Raw genomic sequence first — 23,355 nt, 5'->3', positions numbered from 1 at the left:
TTCATTTACATAATATTTTTATAAGAACGTGAAAAACGCTGTAAAGAATAACCTTTACAGCGTTTTTTCATTCAACAATAATTTTTTTAGGAGCTATCGTCTTTCTGATAAATCATTCACTTGATGCTCTAGCATTTTCACTCGTGTTGTTAAATCGTCTACTTTTTGTTCAAGTGTTTCTTGAGGTGGCAGAGGAGCTGTGGATTTCATTTTTTTAATCATATTAATCATGACGAAAAAAATGGCGAAGAAAATTACAAGAAGAACGATTGTACTAATAATATCTCCGAAGTTAAACGTTGTTTCTCTCATAATTATGGCCCCTTCAAATTGTATCGATCATATTATTTACCGAGTTGCATACAAAAAAGTTTCAAGAAAATATTTATAGACACCTTAATTACTGAAATCTTATCATTTTTCCGCGCATATTATATGGGACAAATTGAATTTTAAGTGCAGAAAGTAATTTGAAATAAATGGCTTTACATATCATATAGGAAAGAGCTAATAAAAATCGTAAAGTTGCTTAAGATAGGGGATACGATAGGTAGAACTGGGGTGAGTAAATGCACAAAGCGGGACAAGTAATGCGACATGCCATCTACAATATTTATATATATCGCATCGATTATTTACGGATTTTCGCACTAACTAGGTTATTTCAGTTTTTATTAATTGTTCCGGTGACAGCTATCGTATTTAAGCTAATGCTGCGGGTAACGGGCTATACACATATAACGGAGCAAAATATTGAAAGTTTTATGGTGCATCCTTTTGTCATCTCGATGATCATTCTTTTGATCATGCTCATATTGCTATTTATTTATTATGAAATGGGCTTTCTTTTTTTAATGGCCTTTTATCAACAACGGGGAAATCGCTATCGATTTCGACATATATGGCAGCAGCTTAATCGTAAGGTTATTTCTTTTTTTAGTATTCAAGTCATTTTTTTATTTATATATATTGCATTTTTATTGCCATTAGCTTCATTTATATTTCCACTAACGTTAACTCAAGCAATGTCCATTCCGCATTTTTTGACAGATGAAATAATGAGCAGACTTTCGGGCCGTTTACTTTATGCTACTGTTGTAATTGTGTTAATAATAGTGTGGGTACGTAGCATTTTTGCATTGCCGATCTTTACAATCCAGCCCAGAATATCATTATTTCGTTCATTAATACAGAGCTGGCGTTTATCAAATAGGAAGTTGTTTGAACTCATTGGAATATTAGCTTTGCTTGTTGCGCTTCATTTACTTGTAATGATTGGAATTACGCTTATAAGTACCTTGCCATTATATATTTTGGAGCGTTTGATACCGAGTACTGCACTTGTCACAGCGGGGATTACACTCGCTTTTTTAGAACTGATCTTCATAATGTTATTTAGTTTACTGCAAGCAATGTTTTCACAAGTAATGGTGGCTACTGCATATAATAAGCCAATTTTAAGCAAGCCAAGGTTCACACCGAAATTTAAGAAAAGGCACTATAAGCCATTATCTTTCATCGTTTTAGTTGTTTTCATCGTATTAAGTGTGATGAATATTATTTCGTTAGAGAAAAGTGTCTATGCACCAGATACAAAAATTATTGCTCATCGTGGCTACACGACGGGTAATGTGGAAAATACGATCAGTGGCCTTGTTAGCGCAGCTAGTGCAGGTGCAGATCTAATCGAAATCGATATTCAGCAAACGGTAGATGGACAATTCGTTGTATTTCATGATCAAACATTAAGAAGACTTACAGGAAAAAATGGTGTTATCGCCAATATGACGCTTGGTGAATTAAAGACATTAACGATTCATTCTAATGGCTTTAACGACAAAATTTCATCTTTAGATGATTTTATCGAAATAGCAAAAACTCTAAATGTTTCCTTACTAATTGAATTGAAAGTTCATGGTAAAGAAACGGAAGATCTATTGCCCAAGTTAGTAGAAAAACTAAAGGCATATAAAGTGCTTGATACGTATTATGTGCAATCATCAGATCCTCAAATGATGACACAGTTAAAAAAATTGGCGCCTAACTTACGTGTTGGGATTGTCTATGCATTAAATATCGGGCCTATGGATGAAACAGTTGATTTTATTGCACTTGAGGAAGCATGGGTAACAGATCAATTAATCGCAGAGCTAAAACAACAAAAAATTGATTTGTTTGTATGGACATTAAATAAAGATCGATCATTACACGAATTCATTAGGAAAAATGTTAATGGAGTCATAACCGATCTCCCAGATATGGCTTTGGATATACGAAAAAAGCAAAATGAGCGTGAATATTTTTTACAGCGTATACTAAATTTACTGCAATTCATGTTTTAACTCTAAATGATTAAATTTAATACCTGTTTTTATGCAATACTCGCGAAAGGCAAGGAAATACTCGCGGAAGGTAAGTGAATACCCGCGCGAAGCAAGGAAATATCCGCGAAGGTGGAATACCCGCGGAAGGAAAGTGAATACCCGCGCGAAGCAAGGAAATACCCGCGAAGGTGGAATACCCGCGGAAGGTAAGTGAATACCCGCGCGAAGCAAGGAAATACCCGCGGAAGGAGAGTGAATACCCGCGAAGGTGGAATACCCGCGGAAGGTGGAATACTCGCGCGAAGTAGGGAAATACCCGCGAACCGATTCAAACAGTATAAGTGACAGCCGTGATTCTTAATCGTAAAAGAATCGCGGCTTTTATATTGGAATACTAAAAAATGTTGGCAATGTTGTAACCTTTTTCTTTTTTAATCGACTACTTCTTTGAATTCGTGAAATGAAGGAGATGCTTTTTTATGAAAATGACGAAAGTCGTACCATTTGCCATGTCAGCATTATTAATCGGGGGCGCTGTAGTAGCTCCAACTGCATCAGCAAAAGAAGGAGAAGCGGTTGTGACGAACGCTACTGATAATAAGGAGCAAAATCCAGAAGTTCAGCCGGTTTTTATTAAAATAGCTGGAACAATTGACAATGTTGAAAAACGTGAGGATTCAACATACTACACTGTTAAAGAGGACGAAAATACAAATGTTTTTGTCGTAAATAACGATACACTAGTTTTCGATAATACTGGTAAAGAAGTTAAACTACAAAAAGGTGATAAAGTAACGGCTTACACGTATGCAAATAAACCAATGCTAACGATTTATCCACCACAGTATAATCCAGAGGTAATTATTGTTGAAACAAAAGAAATGGGAACTGTTGAAGTTGACTTTTTCAATAAAGAATTAGTGAATACTGATAACACGCTAAAATTAAATGTTGGTAAAGATACGGAATTACTCAGCCTATCTGGTAAAAAGGTAACTGCTGAGGATTTAGCTGAGCAACATTTACTAGTGTTCTATACAATTGCAACAATGAGCATCCCAGCTCAAACACCACCTTCAAAAGTTGTCGTTTTAGATACGATTGCACAAAAGCCAGGTGAAGTGGATCCATCTAAAGCTGCAGTACAAGAAATTATTAATAATGACTTTTATGAGGTTGAAGGTACTAAAATGGTACCACTACGATTAATAGCCGAAGAATTAGGCTTTAAAGTAGAATCAACAGGAAAAGGCGCTATTATCTCTAAAGGCGCATTATCTTATACAATTACACGTGGTCAAAAAGAATATGGCTATAATAAAGCACTTCGTCATTTTGAAGTAGCACCAGCTTTATTAGAACCAACAAAAACATATGTACCAGTTGAATTTGTTGAAGAATTAATGAAATAAAACAATTGAACTTCTCCTTGTCAAGTGACGGAGGAAATAGTAAAAAATATTTTGAGCGGCTTAATCCCTTTAAACTAATGGGCTTAAGCCGTTTAATCGTTTTTGGTAACGTTACAATGTCTCCTACCATGCAGAATAATACTTGCGGTAGAAAAAATAGAAAAAGGAGAAGACTCTTCTGATGCAGAAAATACATATAATATACTTTATTAGGAGGCAATTATATGTTTATCGTTAATGTTGAAGCTGCAATATACAAAAATAAAAAATGGCTGTTAATAAAACGTAGTGAAAAAGAAGAACATGCAGGGGGAGTATTGTCTCTTGTTGGTGGTAAGGTAGAAAAGGAAGGGTTCTCAACAGATATTTTAGAAAGAACTCTAATAAGGGAAATTGCCGAAGAAGTTGGAGTAGAGGTTTCAAATTTAAGATATGTTAATAGTTCCTCCTTTCTGACAAATGCAGGTATTAGTGTAGTAGACATCGTATTTCTTTGTAATCATCAGTTCGGAGAAGCCTTTGCAAAGAGTCCTGATGAAGTTGACAGTATCGTGTGGATGACAACTGAACAAATACTCGATAATTCTTGTATACCTATTTATTTAAAGGAGAATATAAAACTTGCTGATAAATTAGTCCTTGAAACCCAGGGGTAGAGGTAAACATCACGTCCTGTGATAACGCCTTCGTACCAACATCGTGTCTCCTCAAGTGGCTCATCAGTCACCCACCTGAATAAGTTCATCTAAAAATGAAAATATCCCTCACTTCTCATAATTCTCTTTAAATGGTAAATATATTTTTGTACAATAAGAGAATTAAAGTCAGATTCTTAAAGGAGAACTATATGAAGCAGGCATTAATTATAGTGGATATGCAGGAAGCGTTCTTTTTGGATAGTGAAAATTACTTATTTGATTATGAAAAAGTATTAGAAAACATTAATATGTTAATAACTTGGGCACGGCACAGAGAAGTTCCGATTGTTTTTATCCAGCATACGGATTCAAATCAAGACGACGATTTTGCGTTTGGCAAGCCAGGCTGGGATCTATATCACGGACTTCTACGACAACCAGAGGATAAAGTGATTCAAAAAACATCGTGGGATGCATTTTTCCAAACGGAATTAGCGGAGTATCTACAGGAACAACATATTGAGCAGCTTATTTTCGCTGGTGCTCAAACAGAATTTTGTCTTGATACGACCATCCGAAATGCCTATAGTCGTGGATACCATCATAATATTTTAGTTGAAGGGGCGCATACCACACTAGATAGTCACGTATTAAATGCGCAGCAAATTATAAAGCACCACGAGTCCGTTTGGCATAATCGATTCGTGAACATTCAGCCACGTACTTTTTTCAAAATAAGTAAAAAGGGGTAACAATAATGCTCATAAACAGCCAAGAATATAATGTCAACGAACTTCATTATACAATTAGACCCGCAAATGTTGAAGATGCCCAAGCATTATCTGATTTAAGGTTACAACTTGATGGCGAAACGGAAAACTTCGATAGGGAACAAGGAGAAGGCTTCATCAATACGAAAGGATTTGAACAGATCATTCAGGAAGACACAAAAAGTCCAAGGAATTTGTGTTTAGTAGCAGTGGTCGATAATCGTATCGTCGGATTTTCTAGATGTGAGGGATCACCATTAAAAAGATTTGCTCATAAAGTAGATTTCGGTGTAGGTGTATTAAAGGAGTTTTGGCGTTATGGGATAGGTAAAAACTTCTTAAAAACATCGGTAGAATGGGCTGACGCTAATGACATTAAAAAAATGGCCTTGCATGTTATAGAGACAAATGACAAAGCAATTTTACTCTATAAAAAGCTTGGCTTTGAAGTTGAAGGCGTCTTAAAAAATGATAAACTCCTTTCAGATGGCAACTATTATAATACGATTGTCATGGGAAGAATTAAGGCATAATTTCAAAATAAACCCAGCTAAGCAAATAGGTTTTATTAAAAGACAAGTTATAAGCTGAAACTATTTTAAATAATGAATTCCTATTTAATGTCACACATTATATATATAGAAATTTAAAGGATAGAAGAGCTAAAATGAATTCGCTCTATCTATCCTCTTTTTTACCCCAGATGATCCTAATTACTACAACAATTATATCAATCTAATGTTGCAGTAATTTAAAAGGAGCTTATTTCAATTAGTAATTGTACATTAAAGCTTATTTCTTAAACTTCTATATACACGGCAATATAGTGAAAATAATCATATTTTTTTATACTGTTTTTTTCTGCAAAACAACAAATGCAACATATTCACGAATTTTTGCGTTTGGCCAAAAATAACCTAAGTAACCTCTTTCTTTAACTCTTTCACAATAGAATGTGAAGGTGTTCTACCATGCAGTAAATAATAAACCCCTATTCCGATTATTATAAGGAAAGAACAATAAAAATATAATGATCCATGATCAATTTTAGCTGCGGCAATACCAAAGATAAATGATCCAATGCCGAACCCAAAATCATATATAGAAAGGAATGTGGCCGTAGCCAATGCCCTCTTTTTAGGAGGTGCTACTTGAATGGCAATGGTTTGAAAACTGGGAAACATGGTTCCCCACCCCAATCCAATAAGGGCTGCTGATGTAAGAAATAACAAGGACGTATTCGATATACTCAATAAGAATGTACCGACTCCAAAGCATAAAATAGCAGGATAAATTATAATATTTGCCCCTAATAAATCATACCATTTTCCAGTAAACGGTCGGGAAATTAAAAGGACCACTGCGTACACAACAAAAAAATAACCAGCAGCTTCCACTAAACTTTGCTCTTTAGCATATATGGATACAAAAGAGATAATCCCAGAGTAAATCAGTCCAAAGAAAGCTGAGACCAATGATACAGGAATAGCGGAAATTTCCAAATAATATCCAATTTCCATACTTTTTTTTCGTTCAATTACCCGTTCTGGCATAAAAGCTACCTTAGGTAATTTTACAAATAATCCTGCAACGAGTGCAAAGAGGGCACAAAATACATTTATGATAAACATTACATTTGCCTCTGTTTGTTGCATAACAGTCAAACCCAAAAAGGGACCAATTGCCATGGCAAGATTTAGCGTTAGTCCATAGTACCCCATACCTTCTCCTTTACGGGATTCCGGGATGAGGTCGGCCACAATTGCTCCAGTGGACGTTGTGGCCATTCCAAAACCAATTCCATGAAAAAAGCGAAGAATTAGTAAGTCAATCAGAGATTCTGGAATAAAATACAAAATTGAAGCTGCGAAAAGAACAATGAGGGAACTTATAAAAGCGGTATAATTTCCTACCTTTTCGATCCATTTACCTGCAAATAGGCGTGTTAGGATGGATGCAATCAAAAAAACTGTAGTAATAAGTCCGGCTTCAGATTCGGCACCATGCAATTCTTTTAAAGCATATATCGGTAGTGTAACCAATAAATAAAAAAATGCTGTAAACACGAGAAAATTAGTAATGGCAATACTGATAAAATCCCTTGTCCATAATCGGGGTTTATCCAATATTTCCACCTCCCAGATCAAAATTTTTTCTAAATTCATTATTCATATATACTGACATTTCTAAAAGGTACAGTTTACAATAAACATAAATGACAGATGAGGTATTTCAATAATGAATGAACTAATATTTAATATCAATAGAGAAAGTAACACGCCTATGTACCAACAAGTTTATCAATACATACGAACACAGATTTTATCTGGTAAATTAGAAAGGAATACAAAGTTGCCATCGATTAGACAATTTGCTCTCCAATTAGAGGTCAGTAGAAACACAACTCAGGTAGCCTATGAACAATTGCAATCGGAAGGATATATTCGAAGTGAGAACAAAAAGGGGTTTTTTGTAGATGCAACTATATCGGATGAGACGCTTACATATGAACCCATTAGAGAACAGCATCATGAAAAAAAACAAACTGACATAAAAACTATTGACTTTAAGATTGGGACAGTGGATCAAGAGAACTTCCCTTTGAAAAAATGGAGAATGCTTACAAACAAAAGCATTAATGACTCTAGCATGTTTTCATACGGAGAAAAACAAGGCGATATTCAATTAAGAAAGGAACTAGCAGATTACTTGTTTCAATCAAGAGGAGTTAATACTTCCGCTGAACAGATTATTATTGGCAGTAGCACACAACACTTGTTATTACTTTTGTCGCTGTTGCTAAAGCAAGACTATCATTATCTGGCAGTAGAAGACCCTGGATATAATGTAGCAAGGGACCTATTTACGCTTCAATCATTTATCATTGATCCAATCCCGGTAACAGAACAAGGCATTCAAGTCGATCGCCTTTTACAGTCACCTTCTAGACTTTTATATGTCACTCCTACTCACCACTTTCCATACGGAGTAACAATCCCCGTCAATGAAAGATTAAAGTTAATTCAATGGGCAAAAAGGGTGGAAGGTTACATTATTGAGGATGATTACGATAGTGAATTTCGATACATCCATCAGCCTATACCTTCTCTTCAAAGTTTAGATTCTAATGATAGGGTAGTTTATTTAGGGACATTTTCAAAAGCATTGCTACCTTCTATCCGTGTCAGTTATATGGTTTTGCCTAGGAGGCTAGTAAGTGAATATAAAAAGATACTCCCTTTGTTTGAGCAAACATCCTCATCTATACATCAAAGAACGTTGGCGACCTTTATGAATGAAGGATATTGGTACCCACACTTAAGGAAGATGAAAGCATTGTATAAACGTAAAATGAATCTATTGAATAGGGAATTACTAAAACACTTTAAGAATTATGTTGAAATAAAAGGTGATAGCTCCGGGATTTTCGTTATTATCGAAGTTAAAACAAAAATGAGTGAAAAAATGTTAATTGAAAGGGCATATGAACATGGAATTGTAGTTTATCCTTGCTCAAAATATTTCTCGAAAGATATACCACAATATCCACATATTCAACTTGGATTGGGTAATTTATGTGAAGAAAAGATAATAAAAGGAATATCTCAACTAGCAAAAGTTTGGTTGTAATCTTATTAGAGGTAGCACCACATCGCTATTAAGTTAAGATTTTAAGCTTGTTACTACTATTGAACAATTGAATTTCTACAAAGATTGGTTGAAGAGTTTGTGAAGAATTTGCTTCAAGTAACGGAGGTTTACTTGGAGAAAATTGAGTAGCACTTTTTTCTTGTTGAACTAACCGCGCAGTTTAGCGGAAGGAGGATTTTTTACATTTATTGAGAATATACTGAATGAAAAATAAAGAATTGTAAGGAAAATATGGATAATAATTACTGTTGAAGTGTAATATTTTGAAAAACAATGCTATAATCCATATAAATATTTATGGATGATACAAAACTTGTGATAAATCTACGTCCCCCAGATTTGTCCGATATATGAAAGGAGTCAAATTTTAATGAATAGTCCAATCTGATATTCCCCTATTAAGCCAAAATTCGATTGAAATATTGGGGGATATATAATGAAATTGAATAGAAATTTTTCTTTATTACTATTGGGTCAGTCACTCGCTAATATAGGCGATGTATTATATATAGTAAGTGTTATTAGTACAATTTTTGTATTAACAGGTACTGCAATTGCAGCATCGTTTGTGCCATTTACAATTGCTTCTTCTATGTTTATATCCAGTCTGCTGACACCTCTTTTGGTTGAAAAATTAAATCTTAAATGGTTACTTGCTGGGTCACAAATTGTAAAGACAATTTTACTCTTTATTCTAGGGTTTATGTTAATTGGTTTAACAGCAGCTAATTATTATTTTATCTTTTTAATAATAGGATTGATTGCTTTTTTTGACGGATGTGCAAATCCAATAAGACAGACATTGACTCCATACTATGTTAAACCTGAACATCTAATTCAAGCTAATGGAATTTCGGAAACTATTACGCAGATCATACAAGCAGGTATGTGGTTCGTAGGAAGTTCATTGCTAATTATTATGAGTTCTCAACAACTTATTTGGTTAGTTGGATGTCTATTTGTAATTGCAAGTATATTACTTTGCCTTTTAGAAAGTGTAAACCATGAAACAACCGAGCTAAAAGGGAAACTAGAAAAGATTAAAGAGGGTTGGAAAACTTTATCTAACACTCCAGTATTAAGAAGGATTGCTTGGATAGAATTTTTGGAAACATTTGCAGCGACAGTTTGGATAGCTGCTATTTTATATGTGTTTGTCAACGATGCTTTGAACGTTGATGAAAAATGGTGGGGATTTATCAATGGAGCTAACTTTTTAGGTCTGATTTTAGGAAGTGTTTATTGTATTAAATTTTCTTCTTTTGTTGAAAAGAAAATTGGAACCTTTATTTTTGTCGGTTCATTCGCAAGTTTCTTATTCACAATATTATTTAGCCTAAACAGTATTCCTATGATTTCCTTACTTTTATCGCTCTGTGTAGGGCTTTTTGGACAAATTAAAAAAATTCCTCAACAAACGGTTATACAAACTAGTGTGTCAAAAGAACAGTTGTCAACTGTTTATACCTCATTAGGTGCTATCGGAACTGGGATTTTTGGCGTTGGCTCTCTTGTTATGGGACTAATAGCAGATTTGTTAGGAATTAGAATTGTATTCGTTATTTCGGGGCTATTACTTGCGATAGTAAGTACAATTGCTCATAAAAATAAGCAATTGTTTGTTAGAAATATTATGGAATAATAAAATTAAAGATGAAGGGTTTTATTAGCTATCATGTCCTTTGTTTTTTAATGATAGTTTGTGAAGTGGGACCATCATTTTTGATGGTCTTTTTTATTGAACTTATTGTACTAACAGGGACTTTTCTTGAAGATCATTGAGTTGCATAGGCAGCTCTTTTTTTCTTTTTTGAACTAACGAATCAAGTTACTTCAAGAAGAGGACATTGTGTTTAATGACATTTTTTAGAGATACAGGACATACCCTCATAACGGGAGGTATTGTATGTTAAAAAAGCTAGTGATTATTGCTGGAATACTTATAGTGGCAATAGCATTATATATCCTGTTAATTAGATTCTCAGTAGCTGATACTGCTGTTGCAAATAAAGAGAAACAAATAACTTTAATTACTAAAGATGAAGAACAAGAGATATCAATATTGAACAGGGTAACTGAAAAAATTCACGAGAAATATGTGGGGGTTGATGTGAAAACAACTTCAAAGAAAGAATTGATGATAAGGGTTGTAGGGGATGAAGAATATTATAATTCCGTAAAAAAGGATATGGAATCCATTGCAAAAAGTGTAATCAAATCCTCTCCTTTAAAAAACCATAAAGTTGTGTTTGAGAGATGGGATTTATTTAGGATTCCCGAAGAATTTAATAAAGCCAACAAAGAAAATCATCATTTAAGGCTTTTAATGGAAGTTTTTAAAGATTATGAGGTAGTTATAAATATCAGCGCTAACGACCAAAAATCCATTATCATTCATACATCAATAAAAAGTTCTGATAAAGATGCGCATAAGTTATCATTAAAAATCGAAGAGACTGTAAGTAAAATCTTACACTCTAAAGAACTAAATTCCAATGACTCTTATGAAATAAAAATATTAGATGCCAACGGTCAAATAATAAAATAGTCAACTCGGCATCTATTAAAAAAGTAATAATAAAAAATTTAAAATACTACGTGCTATTCTAAGAAGTGTTTACTAAATAACCTTTCTATTTATTATAGGAAGGTTTTGTTGTTTTAACTTAGAATTAGTTACTAAACTGAGCGATATCTCAAGTCCTTACCTATTTGTATCTAGAAGAAAAAATAATTTTGGAGAACCTGAAGAGAACTATAAACAGCTCAAATAGTATTTTTTGTGAAAATAAATAGCGCTTAAAGTAGAAATTAATGTATATTTTTAGCTAAAAATAACTTATTTATAAAAATGCCGTTATTTACAATAACTTCACTGAATTTTCTAATTATAATTGAAGGTAATAAATTATAAGGGGTTGATAGAATGTCAATAAAGGTAAATCCGAACGTTGAACTAAGCCACCCATTATCACCATTATCTGAAGTAGAAATTGAAAAAGCTGTTCAAATAGCCAAGGAACAGCAACAGTTGTCTGAACATGTACGATTTATGTCGGTGATGTTACATGAACCTAAAAAATCAGAAGTACTAAATTACAAACCTGGTAATAATGTAGATCGCCAAGTATTTTTAGTGATTTTAGATGATAAAGAATTGAAAACATTTGAAGCAGTTGTAAATTTAACTTCAGAAAAAGTTGATTCCTACGAACATATTCCTGGCGTACAACCAAATGTAGCCTTAGAGGAATTTGAGCAATGTGAAGAATTAGTAAAGAGCCACCCTGATTTTGTAGTAGCTTTACAGAAGCGTGGCATTGACAATCCTGATTTAATCATGGTGGATCCTTGGTCAGCAGGGAATTTTGGTGTCCAGGAACATGAAGGCAAACGTTTACTTCGTGCGATATGTTGGCAAAAACAATCACTAGAAGATAACGGATATGCTTACCCTTTAACAGGTATTGTAACGTATGTAGACCTAAACAAAATGGAAGTTTACAAAGTAGAAGATCACGGGGTACGTCCAATGCCAACAACATCAGGTAATTACCATCCTGAAGTTGATGAATCAATTGTGTTTAGAAATGACTTAAAACCATTGGAAATCATTCAACCTGAAGGTCCAAGCTTTACAATTGAAGGTAATTTGATCAAATGGCAAAAATGGAGTTTCCGCTATGGATTTACACCACGTGAGGGCCTTGTATTATACACAATTAATTACCATGACAAAGGTAAGGATCGTCCAGTTCTTTATCGTGCAGCATTATCAGAAATGGTTGTCCCTTATGGTGAACCAACATTTTCGCATAACACACAAAATGCCTTTGATGCTGGTGAATATGGAATGGGTCAATTAGCCAATTCGTTAGAACTAGGTTGCGACTGCTTAGGCGAAATTCGATACTTTGATGGTGTTGTTGCTGATGTTAAAGGAAATGCACGTACGATCAAAAATGCGATTTGCTTACACGAAGAAGATTACGGGATTGGTTGGAAACATACAGATTGGCGTACAGGCCATGTAGAAGTACGGCGCTCACGTAGACTAGTGATTTCATTCTTCTGTACAGTTGGAAATTATGATTACGGCTTCTATTGGAGTTTCTACCAAGACGGTACGATTGAAGCTGAAGTCAAACTAACAGGTATTTTAAGCACGGGTACATGTGAAGATGGCATCCAAACAAAATATGGATCTGAGATCTCTCCAGGATTAAATGCATCACATCATCAACACTTCTTTAATTTCCGACTTGATACAATGTTAGACGGTGAAAATAACTCAGTAGTTGAAACAGAAACAGTTTCAGAAACATTGGGAGAACACAATCCGAATGCCAATGGTTTCTATCCTGTTTCACGTATCTTTAAAACGGAGAAGGAAGCGTTACGTAATTTAGATTTAAAAACGCAGCGTACTTGGAAAATTATCAATAAAAACTCACTTAACCGAGTGAATCAACCTGTTGGATATAAAATTTTGCCTGGCGAAAATTGCTTCCCATTTGCTCATGAAGAAGCAAGCGTTATGAAACGTGCTGGTTTCCTTAAACACCATTTACACGTTACGCAATTTGATGAAAATGAAAAATATGCAACAGGTATGTATCCAAATCAACATGCCGGGGGAGATGGACTTCCAAAATACGTTGAGAATAACCGTTCAATTGATGATGAAGATATCGTCGTTTGGTACACAATGGGCCATCATCATATCCCGCGCCCTGAAGATTGGCCTATAATGCCAACTGCATATATCAACTTCCAATTAAAACCGGTTGGATTCTTTGATCGAAACCCAGCAATAGACGTTCCTAGACCGGATAAGAAGTGTCACACAACTTCGTCTTGTCATACACAATAAAACTCTTAAAGGAGTGATTATATGCTACCATTCCTAAGCATGTTGGTGATTGTTACTTTTACGGTAATCACTAACCGTTTATTAAAACAGCGTTTTGCTAATCATGGCATGTCCAAGTGCTGTATAATGCTGATTTCTATGACAATGAGTACGGCTGTTGGGATGAATATGGCTACCTGGCTTCCCGATATGGTACTAGGCGCAATAGCATCTATTATTATTTCTATTGCATTAGGCTATTTACTGTCAACTGGCTTACCAATGCACCTATTCATGGAAAGTGTAGGATCTAGTTTTATGGGAGCAATGATGGGCGCGATGCTAACTTTAATGACTACACAATATTTAACGTTAAGCATTATCTTTTTTACAATGATGTTTATTGTAAGTGCTATCATTTCTATCGGTGTATGGAATCGTGAGATGTTTCCGATCTTTATAAAAGCCATTCCAAAACATATTTACATTGTGGCTGGTTTAATGATTTGTGTACTAGTATTAAGTAGTTTTGAGATTCAAAATGAGTTACCTGCAAAAGAGGAACAACAGCATCATCATCATCATCATCATTAAAGGGGTCGATAATATGATAAATGTTAAACCGAATATTGAAGAATCTGGCATTCAACTCAAAACGAAATATGACAATTTTATTGGCGGTGAATGGGTAGCACCTGTAAATGGAGAGTATTTCGATAATAGTACGCCGATCACGAAAGAAGTATTTACACATGTAGCTCGTTCAACAAAAGAAGATGTAGAGCTAGCATTAGATGCCGCTCATGAAGCCCAAAAAACTTGGGGGAAAACACCTGTAGCAGAACGGGCACGTATCTTACTAGCGATTGCTGATCGTATGGAAGAAAACCTTGAAAAAATTGCAAGGGTAGAAACTTGGGATAATGGGAAAGCGATTCGTGAAACTATGTTTGCTGATATTCCATTGGCAATTGATAATTTCCGCTATTTTGCAAGTGCCATTCGCGCACAACAAGGGCAAATGACACCTTTTGATGAGGATACAGTAGCTTATCATTACCAAGAACCTATTGGTGTAGTTGGCCAAATCATTCCATGGAACTTTCCTATTTTAATGGCAGCTTGGAAGTTGGCGCCAGCACTTGCTGCAGGAAATAGTGTTGTATTAAAATTAGCAGAACAAACGCCGGTATCATTCTTATTCGTAGTTGAACTTATTCAAGACCTATTACCAAAAGGTGTATTAAACGTCATTAATGGTTTTGGTATAGAGGCAGGGAAAGAGTTAGCTTCAAGCCCACGTATTGCCAAAGTGGCCTTTACTGGTTCTACAGCTGTCGGCAAACTGATTATGAAATATGCATCTGAGAATCTAATTCCTGTTACACTAGAGTTAGGTGGCAAATCTCCTAATATCTTCTTTGAAGATGTCATGGATGCTGATGACGGATATCTAGATAAGGCAATTGAAGGATTAGTTATGTTTGCTTTAAATCAAGGTGAAGTTTGCACTTGTCCATCTAGAGCCTTAATTCATGAGTCTATTTATGATCGTTTCATGGAAAAAGCCATTGAACGAGTAAAGCAAATTAAAGTTGGTGATCCATTCGAACTTGAAACAATGATGGGTGCACAGGCTTCAGAGGAACAACATAAAAAAATTCTTTCTTATTTTGAAATTGCCAAACAAGATGGCGCAGAATGTTTAATCGGTGGCGCCGAAAATCACCTTGATAATTTAGATGGTTATTTTATTAAACCAACTATTTTTAAAGGCAATAACAAAATGCGTATTTTCCAAGAAGAAATTTTCGGTCCTGTATTGGCAGTGACTACGTTTAAAACTTTCGAGGAAGCGATTGAAATTGCAAATGATACTATGTATGGATTAGGGGCAGCTGTATGGTCACGTAATACAAACGTTACCTATAAAGCAAGTCGAGAGATCCAAGCAGGACGTGTTTGGATTAATACGTATCACCAATACCCTGCTGGTGCAGCATTTGGCGGCTACAAAAAGTCAGGCATCGGTCGAGAAAATCATTTAAAAGCTTTAGAATCGTATCAATCAACTAAATGTGTCTTAGCTAGTTACAATGAACAGGCGCAAGGATTCTTTTAATTTTACCTAAGAGTGAAGTGAGGGGGCGGCTTATTGAGTAGCTATTATCCAATCCAACCTGAATTGGTCCAAAAAACGTATTATAGAGAAATGACTCCAAACAGTAATTTAAACCAGGATATACTATTATATTATGAGTTTGAACCAATAAGCATTAATAGTGATATTCATGTCATTCCTGATGCTTGCCAAGATTTAATGTTTTACATGGGCAAGGATCAAAAGGTTGTCTTAGGTAATACCCCGACTACACGTGGAATTTATTCATTTACCCCAAAAGGGAAATATTTTGGTGTTCGGCTAAATCCAAAACAAACAATTATTCAATACAATTGCGCATTAAAACAAATTGTTCAACAACCGTTTGTTAATGTTGAATTAGGCTGCACATTAGACTCTAAATTTATACAAGCTGTTTTTGAAGCAGGAGATTTCGAACAAAGAGTGCAGATTTGTAATGAGTATTTTTGTTCACAAAAAAAGGAAAAAAGCTTGGGTGATGAAATATTCGCTACTTGTTTTGATTCTATTATTGAAAATAATGGGCTGTTCTTACCAGATGTAATTCAGCATAAAACAGGTTATTCTGAGCGATATATCCGAGAACTTTTCTATAAAAAAACAGGTTTTGGACCAAAAAAACTAAGTAAATTCATACGTATTCAACTCTTACTTCAACATTTTTCTTTTGAAGAGACACCTGTAAACATTGACCAATATGGTTACTATGATCCTTCACATTATTACAAAGAATTTAAAAGCTTACTTGTAATAACACCTGCTGAATATATAAAAAAATTTTTAGGTAGGAAAAATATAAAACGAAAGTATCTATCTTATTAGCCCCTTAAAGCTTTCACTCTTTCTTATATAAAACATCCAAGGGTAAGGGAATAGAGGATAATTAGTCTATTATAGAGGCTGATTATCCTCTTTTTATTTACATACATTGAATTAATCACCTTCCATAACATACTTGGAGAGATACCTAGAAATATATAATACCATTAAAAGTGGAAGCGTCATTTTCGGTAACTTAGAACGTATGCAGAGAAAACTAGAGCGTGTGAAAAAGAGAGGAGTTAAGAATGGCTAGTATTAACCGAGAAGAGCAAATAAGGCACTTACACGAGAACACAAACGCAAAACTATAGAAAAGGTGGAAAATGCCATTAAACGGGCTATTAACTTCAACAGTGTAGCAAAGAAGCTTGCGTAATGAAAGCGAACTTTTATAATCATTGACATTCAAGAACGCATCGAATTCTTAAGAGATCAACAAGAAAAAGCATATAGTGATGCAAGAGTTAAGTGAGACGAAGCAAATCAAGTCGCTATGATTGTTTCTCTTAGACCGAGAATTAAGAAATTGGAAGAAAGAATTGAAGAGTTGGAAGATGAAAACAAAAAAATTACGCAAAACAGAAAGTACAGAACTAGCAGATTATATGAAAAATTTATATCAAAGGCTAGGATAGTGAACATTGTTACATAGGTCATAATAAAGAGACAGCAATAACTGTCTCTTACTAAACTAACGCACTAGTTAGTTTAAGTGCATTTATTCACAAACTTATACTTCTTGTTTCATTTTGGAGGGTGCTAGAGATATACGACACTCTACAAACTGACTGTATTTTTTAGTTTAAGAACCTTTTTATACTTTATATAGCAAGCTATTCTCCAAGGAAATAAATAACAAATAACAAGTAAGAAAATTAGCATATTGAGTGTACCTGGTTCGATAGTAGAAATATGTTGTCGAAAATAATAACGTAAAGCAATCATAATGGAGAAAGTAATTATAAAAGCAGGACTTTTCTTAGCATAAATTAAACCATCATTTCGCATTTCATAATCTGACCATAAAATAAGAGGAATAGAAAACCCCACACCTAAAAAAATTGCTACAGATAATTGAAGGTATGTGACGTGCCCAGAAGAGTTTAGAAAAAATGAAAATCCTGGTGTTAAAAATAGAAGAGGAAGAATTATTCGCACTCCTCTCCCTTTGGCTGGTTTGTACATAGAACGGATTCTACGAAATAAAATGAACAATCCAATAATTAGAAACATAGAAGTAGCTGGTATTGCAGTTTGCATAAAAACCTCCCTGAATTATGTTGTAATACATCTATTATTGCATAGATTTAAACAAAAACCACATTTTTCCTTATGTAACTAAAGTGCGCAGTTAGTTGAGTAAGACAAAATAAAACAACAATCATTACGAACAGAATATTTACATACATTTGAAGGTTTTCACCCTAAGATAACATAAGAGTATGCAACCATAGAAATGCTTCTATGTTCTGAGGCTGTTGGATTATTAGCTCCAAAACAACCCCCATATTTGGCGATGAACAAAACAAATAACATTACATAATATAGAAACATGAAATATTTATCTTCATTCAGTCAAACAACTACTGAATGAAGATAAAGCCTCCGGCGGATGTCATGGATTTTGAAAGGAATGAATTGTGCCGGCACAATTCAAAATCCAGACTCAATTACGCCAAGGCGAAATTGATAAAAAAAGGATGATGTATTATTTCTATAGTAAGAACTGGTACCCTTCCTAACGGAGAAATACATGACGGATGCGAAGATATTGATGTTGTTTGGGACATTGATCGCTGGGAGAATGACGGCGGTAGAAGTCTTGGAACGAGTTCGAGGACGTGAAAAGGGTGCCTGTATTAAATGGAGAGGGAGATGAACTTGTCTCCCTTTAAAAATGTTATGTTTGATTATTTTAGGATTACGAACATAAAATTGAAACTATTTTCCTTTTTTTTCGTATTAAATAAGAGAAACAATAGGAGGTGAAATTTTGGAAGAAAAAGTACAGGAAAAACAAAAAAATGAGTTTTTTGAATGGGTAAAGGCCATTGCATTCGCTTTATTGGTGGCATTTTTAATTAAGCAGTTTTTATTTACACCAGTACTCGTAAAAGGTGCTTCTATGATGCCGACACTAGAAGACAAAGACCGTGTTATTATTAACAAAATCGGTCCAAAATTTAAGTCGATTGATCGATTTGACATTGTTGTTATTGAAAATGTTCTTCTTCAAAAGAATGAAGAAGAAAATATTATTAAACGTATCATTGGTCTACCAGGGGATAAAATCGAGTATAAGGATGATCAATTATACATAAACGGAGAGAAATTCAGTGAACCTTTTTTAGACCAAAAAAAGAAGGAATTAAAAGATTCTGGGTCACTTACTTATGATTTTACGCTAGAACAAGATTTAGGTGAAATTACCGTACCTGAAGGACATTACTTTGTATTAGGTGATAATCGTCGTGTAAGTAATGATAGTAGAAATCCTGAGATAGGGTTCATCCCTAAAGAAAAAATAATGGGTACAACAAGTATCATCTGTTGGCCGTTCGAGCATATTGACTTGAATTTTAACTGAATCTTGGAGTTAGTTAAAAAAAACAAATTTACTGCAGTCAACAATTCTGTGGTAGAACGAGTAGGTAAATTGAAGACAAGTTAAATGAAAAGGACCTGAATTCAGTGGCAAACCTTCATTCTCAAGTTGTAAATGGAGGTTTACCACTTGAATTAACAGGGGATATTAACTTTTTACTATACGGTTTTATTTAAATGCTTTAAGTAATTTTTCCCATTGTTTGAAATAATCTTTTTTAGGCGTTCGATACCATTTTTCAATTTTATTTTTTTTGAGATGATATTCACCGCCTTCTAGGATATATATATAATTTTTATGTTCAAAAGTAAAAATTTGCCAACCTTGTTCCGAATCCTGAAAAGGATATTTAATAGTTCCAGATGGTATATCCCTTATACGCCATTCTTTTAGGTAGGTTTCAGCATGGTCCAAATATGGAAACGAACCTAACTCTTCATTTCTGCTCACACTATAAAAATATATATGTTTACCCAAGCCTTTAGACAAACGTTTCTTAGTGATAAGGATTTCGAAGTCATATACAATAGGGAACTTTTCGAGGTTCAATTCTTTTAAATTAATTCATATTGAAATAATGTACATGCAACAATACAACACAAATTTACAAAAGTCGTACATGAAAATAATAGCAATGCATGTAATTAATCCGTACAGATAATTCAATTAAAAGTTATGAAGTGACGTAATCATCATTAAGGCAGGGATAAAGATCGAGGAATAGAGATGCAGTACGTCTATTTGTTATGGCATTCTTTCCGTTATTCAAAGAGATGTCAGAAGAAGTCAAAACTCTTTATATTCACGCAAAAGAGTACGTGACACAGTAATTAAATGTGGAACATATTATTTTTATATAGATAATGAAGGCATCCATAAAAATTTAGTATGGGTGCCTCCAATTTAACTTTAGGTATTTGGACTCTGCAAAAGCGAGAAAAACGAACCTTAAAATGAGGTTTGCTAGAGGAGAGTTTAATTTATTTTCCCACGACTAAACCTAATCATTTAATCCTTTTCCATCGAGAATTTGCTGCGTGCATTTTTCAATTCTTGACACTCGGGTTTTGGATTGTTTAGGTTGAGAAAAATGTAGAATATATGCTCTTTGTCTCCCTGGTGTTAATTCTTCAAAAGCAGTTTTCAAGGTAGGCATTTCATCGAATTTATTGTGAAGTTCTTCAGGAATTATGTATTCCTTATGCTCTTTCATTGGCACTTCTAAACCTGATTTTTCAACTTCAATGGCTTCATGAATATAGTCTTTTATGATGGTTTCCATTCCAACTATTTCTTGAACATTGGTGAAACGAATTTGGCGCGCCGCCTGTACATTTTCCGTTTGTTGAATTAAAATCCCTTGTGCATCCTTTAACAAGGCGCCTTTGTGAAACAGAAGCGCACAATAATCTTTAAATCCATGTATTAACACGATGTTCTTGTTCTCAAGAGTGTAACAAGGATGCATCCATTTAAATTCTTCAGTCATCTCACAGTCAAGAACGATATTTCTCAATACTGAATACTCTTCCTGCCACTTTTTAGCTTTACTTAAAAATTCATCAACCTTCGGATTCATTTTACTATTTGCCATCTAGGAACACCCCTCTACAATTTTTTAATCAGCTAATATCAATTTTTCTAATCGATTTATAATAAAACATTAATTAGTGTGATGTCTAGCATAGGGAACTAATAAAGCTAATCTACAAAGTATAGCGAATTGTGGAGGACAGTAATTACAATATGGTATAGAGCAACAGACAATGGAAAATATATTGAGATTTTTTCATCATCATATGATTGTTGGTAGAATATCATATTATTGGTATATAATACTAAGAGGAAATGTTTTCTAAAATTAATCTGAGGGGGAGAATAATGAAAAAATTTTTTATTGTGTTATTAGCAGCGTTTACATTTGCAGTAGTAAATCCTACAAAATCAGAAGCGAAAGTGATGTATGATGGAGCAGAAGTTGTAAAAGATCAAACGGGAAAAATGACCTTTAAAAAAGACATTAAAGTATACAAGAAAAATCCAGATGGTTCGTTTGATTCGTTAGTGGTTAAGCGAAATAACTTCTTTAGAACGTATGATATTGAGAAATATGATGGAAAAACATTTTACCAAATGGGGCAATATCGCGTACAAGCAACGGATTTGGTAGTTTTCAAAGAAGTACCATTAAAAATTCGTTCATCTTTCTATAACAATCCAACTTATATCATTATTAATCGTGATGGTAATTATGGTGCCGGATCTTATGGAATGTGGTTCAAAGGAAAAAACCAGGGTATTTCTATTACAAATAATGGACAACTACTTTCTTATTGTTCTGGCGGTGAATGTGTTCAGTATCCTGGTACAGATCTTAAAATCGCTGAGACAATATCGAGAGAAAGAGAAGTACGGTTCGAGTTAATAAAAGATGCAGGTGGGAAAAGCACTCCTTTAAATGGAGCTAAAATTGAAACAATCCATAAAAAGGGAAGTATTGTTCTTTCATGGGGTGAGGAAATTAGTGGTTATCTATTTGTAAGCGTGGATGAAAATGACGCTCACGCTCTGAATGTTTGGATTCCGGTGAATGCATTAAAGCCAGTTGGAGATAAGTGATAGATTAGGAATTATATATAGCTCTCTTAAATTTTGTTAAGGGAGCTTTTTTATATGGTTTATTGATATTTGGATAGGATGTTTTGCTTAATGAACGAGATCGTCTTCTACAATTAATAAGTAGTAGACCTAAATTAAAAATTGACTTGGATGAAATCATGTTATGGAAAAACACTCTATTTTTGTTGTTTTTTTGACATCCTTAATTTCAATTGATAAAATATTAAGTTATTAGTATTTAATACTATAATCTGATGTTTTCTATAATAAAGCTGAGTAGGGGGAGAATAATGAAAAAATTATTTATTGTGCTACTAGCAGCATTTGTATTAGCAGTAGTAAATCCAACAAAATCAGAAGCGAAAGTGATGTATGATGGAGCAGAAGTTGTAAAAGAGCAAACAGGAAAAATGACCTTTAAAAAAGACATCAAAGTATACAAGAGAAATCCAAATGGTACATTTGATTCGTTAGTGGTAAAAGAAAATAACTTCTTTAAAACGTATGATATTGAAAAATATGATGGCAAAACATTCTATCATATGGGGCAATATCGGGTACAAGCAACGGATTTGGTAGTTTTCAAAGAAGTACCAATAAAGATTCGTGCTTCTTTCTATAACAATCCAACTTATGTTGTTATTAATCGTGATGGTAATTATAATTACGGATATTACGGAAAATACTTCAATGAAACTGGTGATTCTTCATACGTGGATTTAAATAATGAACAATTTAAGTATTGCGTGAGCAATGGAGTAGGTTGGTTATGTGAGAAGTATCCTGGTACAGATCTTAAAATCTTTGAGACAACAGTGAGACAAATTGACGTGCGTTATGAGCTAACAGAAAATGCAGAAGCGAAACACACTCCATTAAAAGAAGCTAAACCTGAAATAATGTTTGAAAAGGGAAGCATTTTTTCATCAGATAGAATTGAAGTTAATGGTTATCTATTGGTAAGGTTGGAGGGAGAAGTCAGATATATTGGTTGGCTTCCGGTGAATTTATTAAAGTCAGTTGGAGATAAGTGATAGATTAAGAATTATATAAAGCCCACTTGATGATTAAAATTCAATTAAAACAGTTTATGGGAAAAAAGATAATAAATTGTTAGAAATTCGTAGGCGAAGGTTTTCTTTTTGAATCGCAGAAACTTAGGCTGCAGTTAACTACCCAACTTCTGCCACACCTTATTCACTAGATAGTTGATTGACCTGTGTACCAGAGCGATAAAGATCGACTACCGTTTCTTTAAATTCTTTATAATATTTTTTTGATTCATGTTTGGACACGTCCTCTCGTATCCTCAATGCTATTGATTTAACCGTTATTGTTTTTGAGTGCAAACACATTTAAATGAATAGAAATTAAACAACTTTAAAGAGCCTTACTACAATAAAATGTAGCAAGGCTCTTATATTTTTATATCAAAACATGTATGTTGATTAACCATTTTTATCAATCCTAATTAATTTGATGGCTCTGTTTTTCGCTTCGGGTTACTCGCTTTGTTGCT

Annotated in this window: 20 protein-coding genes; 15 read left to right on the top strand and 5 right to left on the bottom strand. The window is 34.1% G+C overall.

The genetic code is table 11. The features are described from left to right. Nucleotides 1-93: 93 nt before the first annotated feature. The gene (locus ACQKMV_RS11820) at nt 94-312 is read right to left on the bottom strand and encodes a hypothetical protein (protein WP_427504107.1); all 219 of its coding nucleotides are present in this window, start codon (nt 310-312) and stop codon (nt 94-96) included. A gap of 257 nt (nt 313-569) precedes the next feature. Between ACQKMV_RS11820 and ACQKMV_RS11815 the strand changes: the two genes are divergently transcribed. From ACQKMV_RS11815 to ACQKMV_RS11795, 5 genes are all read left to right on the top strand, one after another. Next, nucleotides 570-2,342 carry a glycerophosphoryl diester phosphodiesterase membrane domain-containing protein gene (locus ACQKMV_RS11815; RefSeq protein WP_427504106.1) on the top strand — a complete coding sequence of 591 codons (1,773 nt, stop codon included), beginning with the start codon at nt 570-572 and terminating at the stop codon, nt 2,340-2,342. Between the two features lie 461 nt (nt 2,343-2,803). Further along, complete coding sequence (locus ACQKMV_RS11810; protein WP_427504104.1) at nt 2,804-3,736, top strand: stalk domain-containing protein; 933 nt, start codon at nt 2,804-2,806, stop codon at nt 3,734-3,736. A 224-nt stretch (nt 3,737-3,960) separates the two neighbouring features. Then, entirely contained in the window at nt 3,961-4,392 is a 432-nt protein-coding gene (locus tag ACQKMV_RS11805; RefSeq protein ID WP_427504102.1) for an NUDIX hydrolase, read from the top strand. Between the two features lie 191 nt (nt 4,393-4,583). Continuing rightward, nucleotides 4,584-5,126 (top strand): cysteine hydrolase family protein, encoded by a 543-nt coding sequence (locus tag ACQKMV_RS11800; protein WP_427504101.1) that lies wholly within the window; start codon nt 4,584-4,586, stop codon nt 5,124-5,126. 5 nt (nt 5,127-5,131) lie between these two features. Further along, the gene (locus ACQKMV_RS11795) at nt 5,132-5,677 is read left to right on the top strand and encodes an N-acetyltransferase family protein (protein ID WP_427504100.1); all 546 of its coding nucleotides are present in this window, start codon (nt 5,132-5,134) and stop codon (nt 5,675-5,677) included. 384 nt (nt 5,678-6,061) lie between these two features. Here ACQKMV_RS11795 and ACQKMV_RS11790 read toward each other — a convergent pair whose 3' ends face one another. Then, nucleotides 6,062-7,309: an MFS transporter gene (locus ACQKMV_RS11790; RefSeq protein WP_427504095.1), complete on the bottom strand. Its 1,248-nt coding sequence runs from the start codon at nt 7,307-7,309 to the stop codon at nt 6,062-6,064. A 73-nt stretch (nt 7,310-7,382) separates the two neighbouring features. Here ACQKMV_RS11790 and ACQKMV_RS11785 point away from each other — a divergent pair, with 73 nt between their 5' ends. From ACQKMV_RS11785 to ACQKMV_RS11755, 7 genes are all read left to right on the top strand, one after another. After that, complete coding sequence (locus tag ACQKMV_RS11785; RefSeq protein WP_427504093.1) at nt 7,383-8,774, top strand: PLP-dependent aminotransferase family protein; 1,392 nt, start codon at nt 7,383-7,385, stop codon at nt 8,772-8,774. Between the two features lie 457 nt (nt 8,775-9,231). After that, nucleotides 9,232-10,437 (top strand): MFS transporter, encoded by a 1,206-nt coding sequence (locus ACQKMV_RS11780; protein WP_427504092.1) that lies wholly within the window; start codon nt 9,232-9,234, stop codon nt 10,435-10,437. A gap of 264 nt (nt 10,438-10,701) precedes the next feature. Further along, complete coding sequence (locus ACQKMV_RS11775; protein ID WP_427504090.1) at nt 10,702-11,343, top strand: hypothetical protein; 642 nt, start codon at nt 10,702-10,704, stop codon at nt 11,341-11,343. Nucleotides 11,344-11,721: 378 nt separating this feature from the next. Then, nucleotides 11,722-13,668: a primary-amine oxidase gene (locus ACQKMV_RS11770; protein WP_427504089.1), complete on the top strand. Its 1,947-nt coding sequence runs from the start codon at nt 11,722-11,724 to the stop codon at nt 13,666-13,668. 21 nt (nt 13,669-13,689) lie between these two features. Next, the gene (locus ACQKMV_RS11765) at nt 13,690-14,241 is read left to right on the top strand and encodes a hypothetical protein (protein ID WP_427504088.1); all 552 of its coding nucleotides are present in this window, start codon (nt 13,690-13,692) and stop codon (nt 14,239-14,241) included. A 13-nt stretch (nt 14,242-14,254) separates the two neighbouring features. After that, nucleotides 14,255-15,769 carry an aldehyde dehydrogenase family protein gene (locus tag ACQKMV_RS11760; RefSeq protein ID WP_427504086.1) on the top strand — a complete coding sequence of 505 codons (1,515 nt, stop codon included), beginning with the start codon at nt 14,255-14,257 and terminating at the stop codon, nt 15,767-15,769. A 33-nt stretch (nt 15,770-15,802) separates the two neighbouring features. Beyond that, nucleotides 15,803-16,612 carry a helix-turn-helix domain-containing protein gene (locus ACQKMV_RS11755; protein ID WP_427504084.1) on the top strand — a complete coding sequence of 270 codons (810 nt, stop codon included), beginning with the start codon at nt 15,803-15,805 and terminating at the stop codon, nt 16,610-16,612. 777 nt (nt 16,613-17,389) lie between these two features. Here ACQKMV_RS11755 and ACQKMV_RS11750 read toward each other — a convergent pair. Then, the gene (locus ACQKMV_RS11750) at nt 17,390-17,872 is read right to left on the bottom strand and encodes a CcdC family protein (RefSeq protein ID WP_427504083.1); all 483 of its coding nucleotides are present in this window, start codon (nt 17,870-17,872) and stop codon (nt 17,390-17,392) included. Between the two features lie 733 nt (nt 17,873-18,605). Between ACQKMV_RS11750 and lepB the strand changes: the two genes are divergently transcribed. Further along, nucleotides 18,606-19,199 carry a signal peptidase I gene (gene lepB, locus ACQKMV_RS11745; protein WP_427504082.1) on the top strand — a complete coding sequence of 198 codons (594 nt, stop codon included), beginning with the start codon at nt 18,606-18,608 and terminating at the stop codon, nt 19,197-19,199. A gap of 186 nt (nt 19,200-19,385) precedes the next feature. On the opposite strand, the gene ACQKMV_RS11740 is transcribed toward lepB, so the two are convergent. Both ACQKMV_RS11740 and ACQKMV_RS11735 read right to left on the bottom strand, forming a co-directional pair. Continuing rightward, entirely contained in the window at nt 19,386-19,706 is a 321-nt protein-coding gene (locus tag ACQKMV_RS11740; RefSeq protein ID WP_427504081.1) for a hypothetical protein, read from the bottom strand. Nucleotides 19,707-20,217: 511 nt separating this feature from the next. After that, nucleotides 20,218-20,811: a YdeI/OmpD-associated family protein gene (locus ACQKMV_RS11735; protein ID WP_427504079.1), complete on the bottom strand. Its 594-nt coding sequence runs from the start codon at nt 20,809-20,811 to the stop codon at nt 20,218-20,220. A 287-nt stretch (nt 20,812-21,098) separates the two neighbouring features. On the opposite strand from ACQKMV_RS11735, the gene ACQKMV_RS11730 reads away from it, so the two are divergent. Next, the gene (locus tag ACQKMV_RS11730) at nt 21,099-21,836 is read left to right on the top strand and encodes a hypothetical protein (protein WP_427504078.1); all 738 of its coding nucleotides are present in this window, start codon (nt 21,099-21,101) and stop codon (nt 21,834-21,836) included. A gap of 290 nt (nt 21,837-22,126) precedes the next feature. After that, entirely contained in the window at nt 22,127-22,870 is a 744-nt protein-coding gene (locus ACQKMV_RS11725) for a hypothetical protein (protein WP_427504077.1), read from the top strand. Nucleotides 22,871-23,355 lie beyond the last annotated feature (485 nt).

Source organism: Lysinibacillus sp. NPDC094403, assembly GCF_050278745.1.
Classification (GTDB): domain Bacteria; phylum Bacillota; class Bacilli; order Bacillales_A; family Planococcaceae; genus Lysinibacillus.
This window is presented reverse-complemented; position numbering and strand designations above follow the sequence as displayed.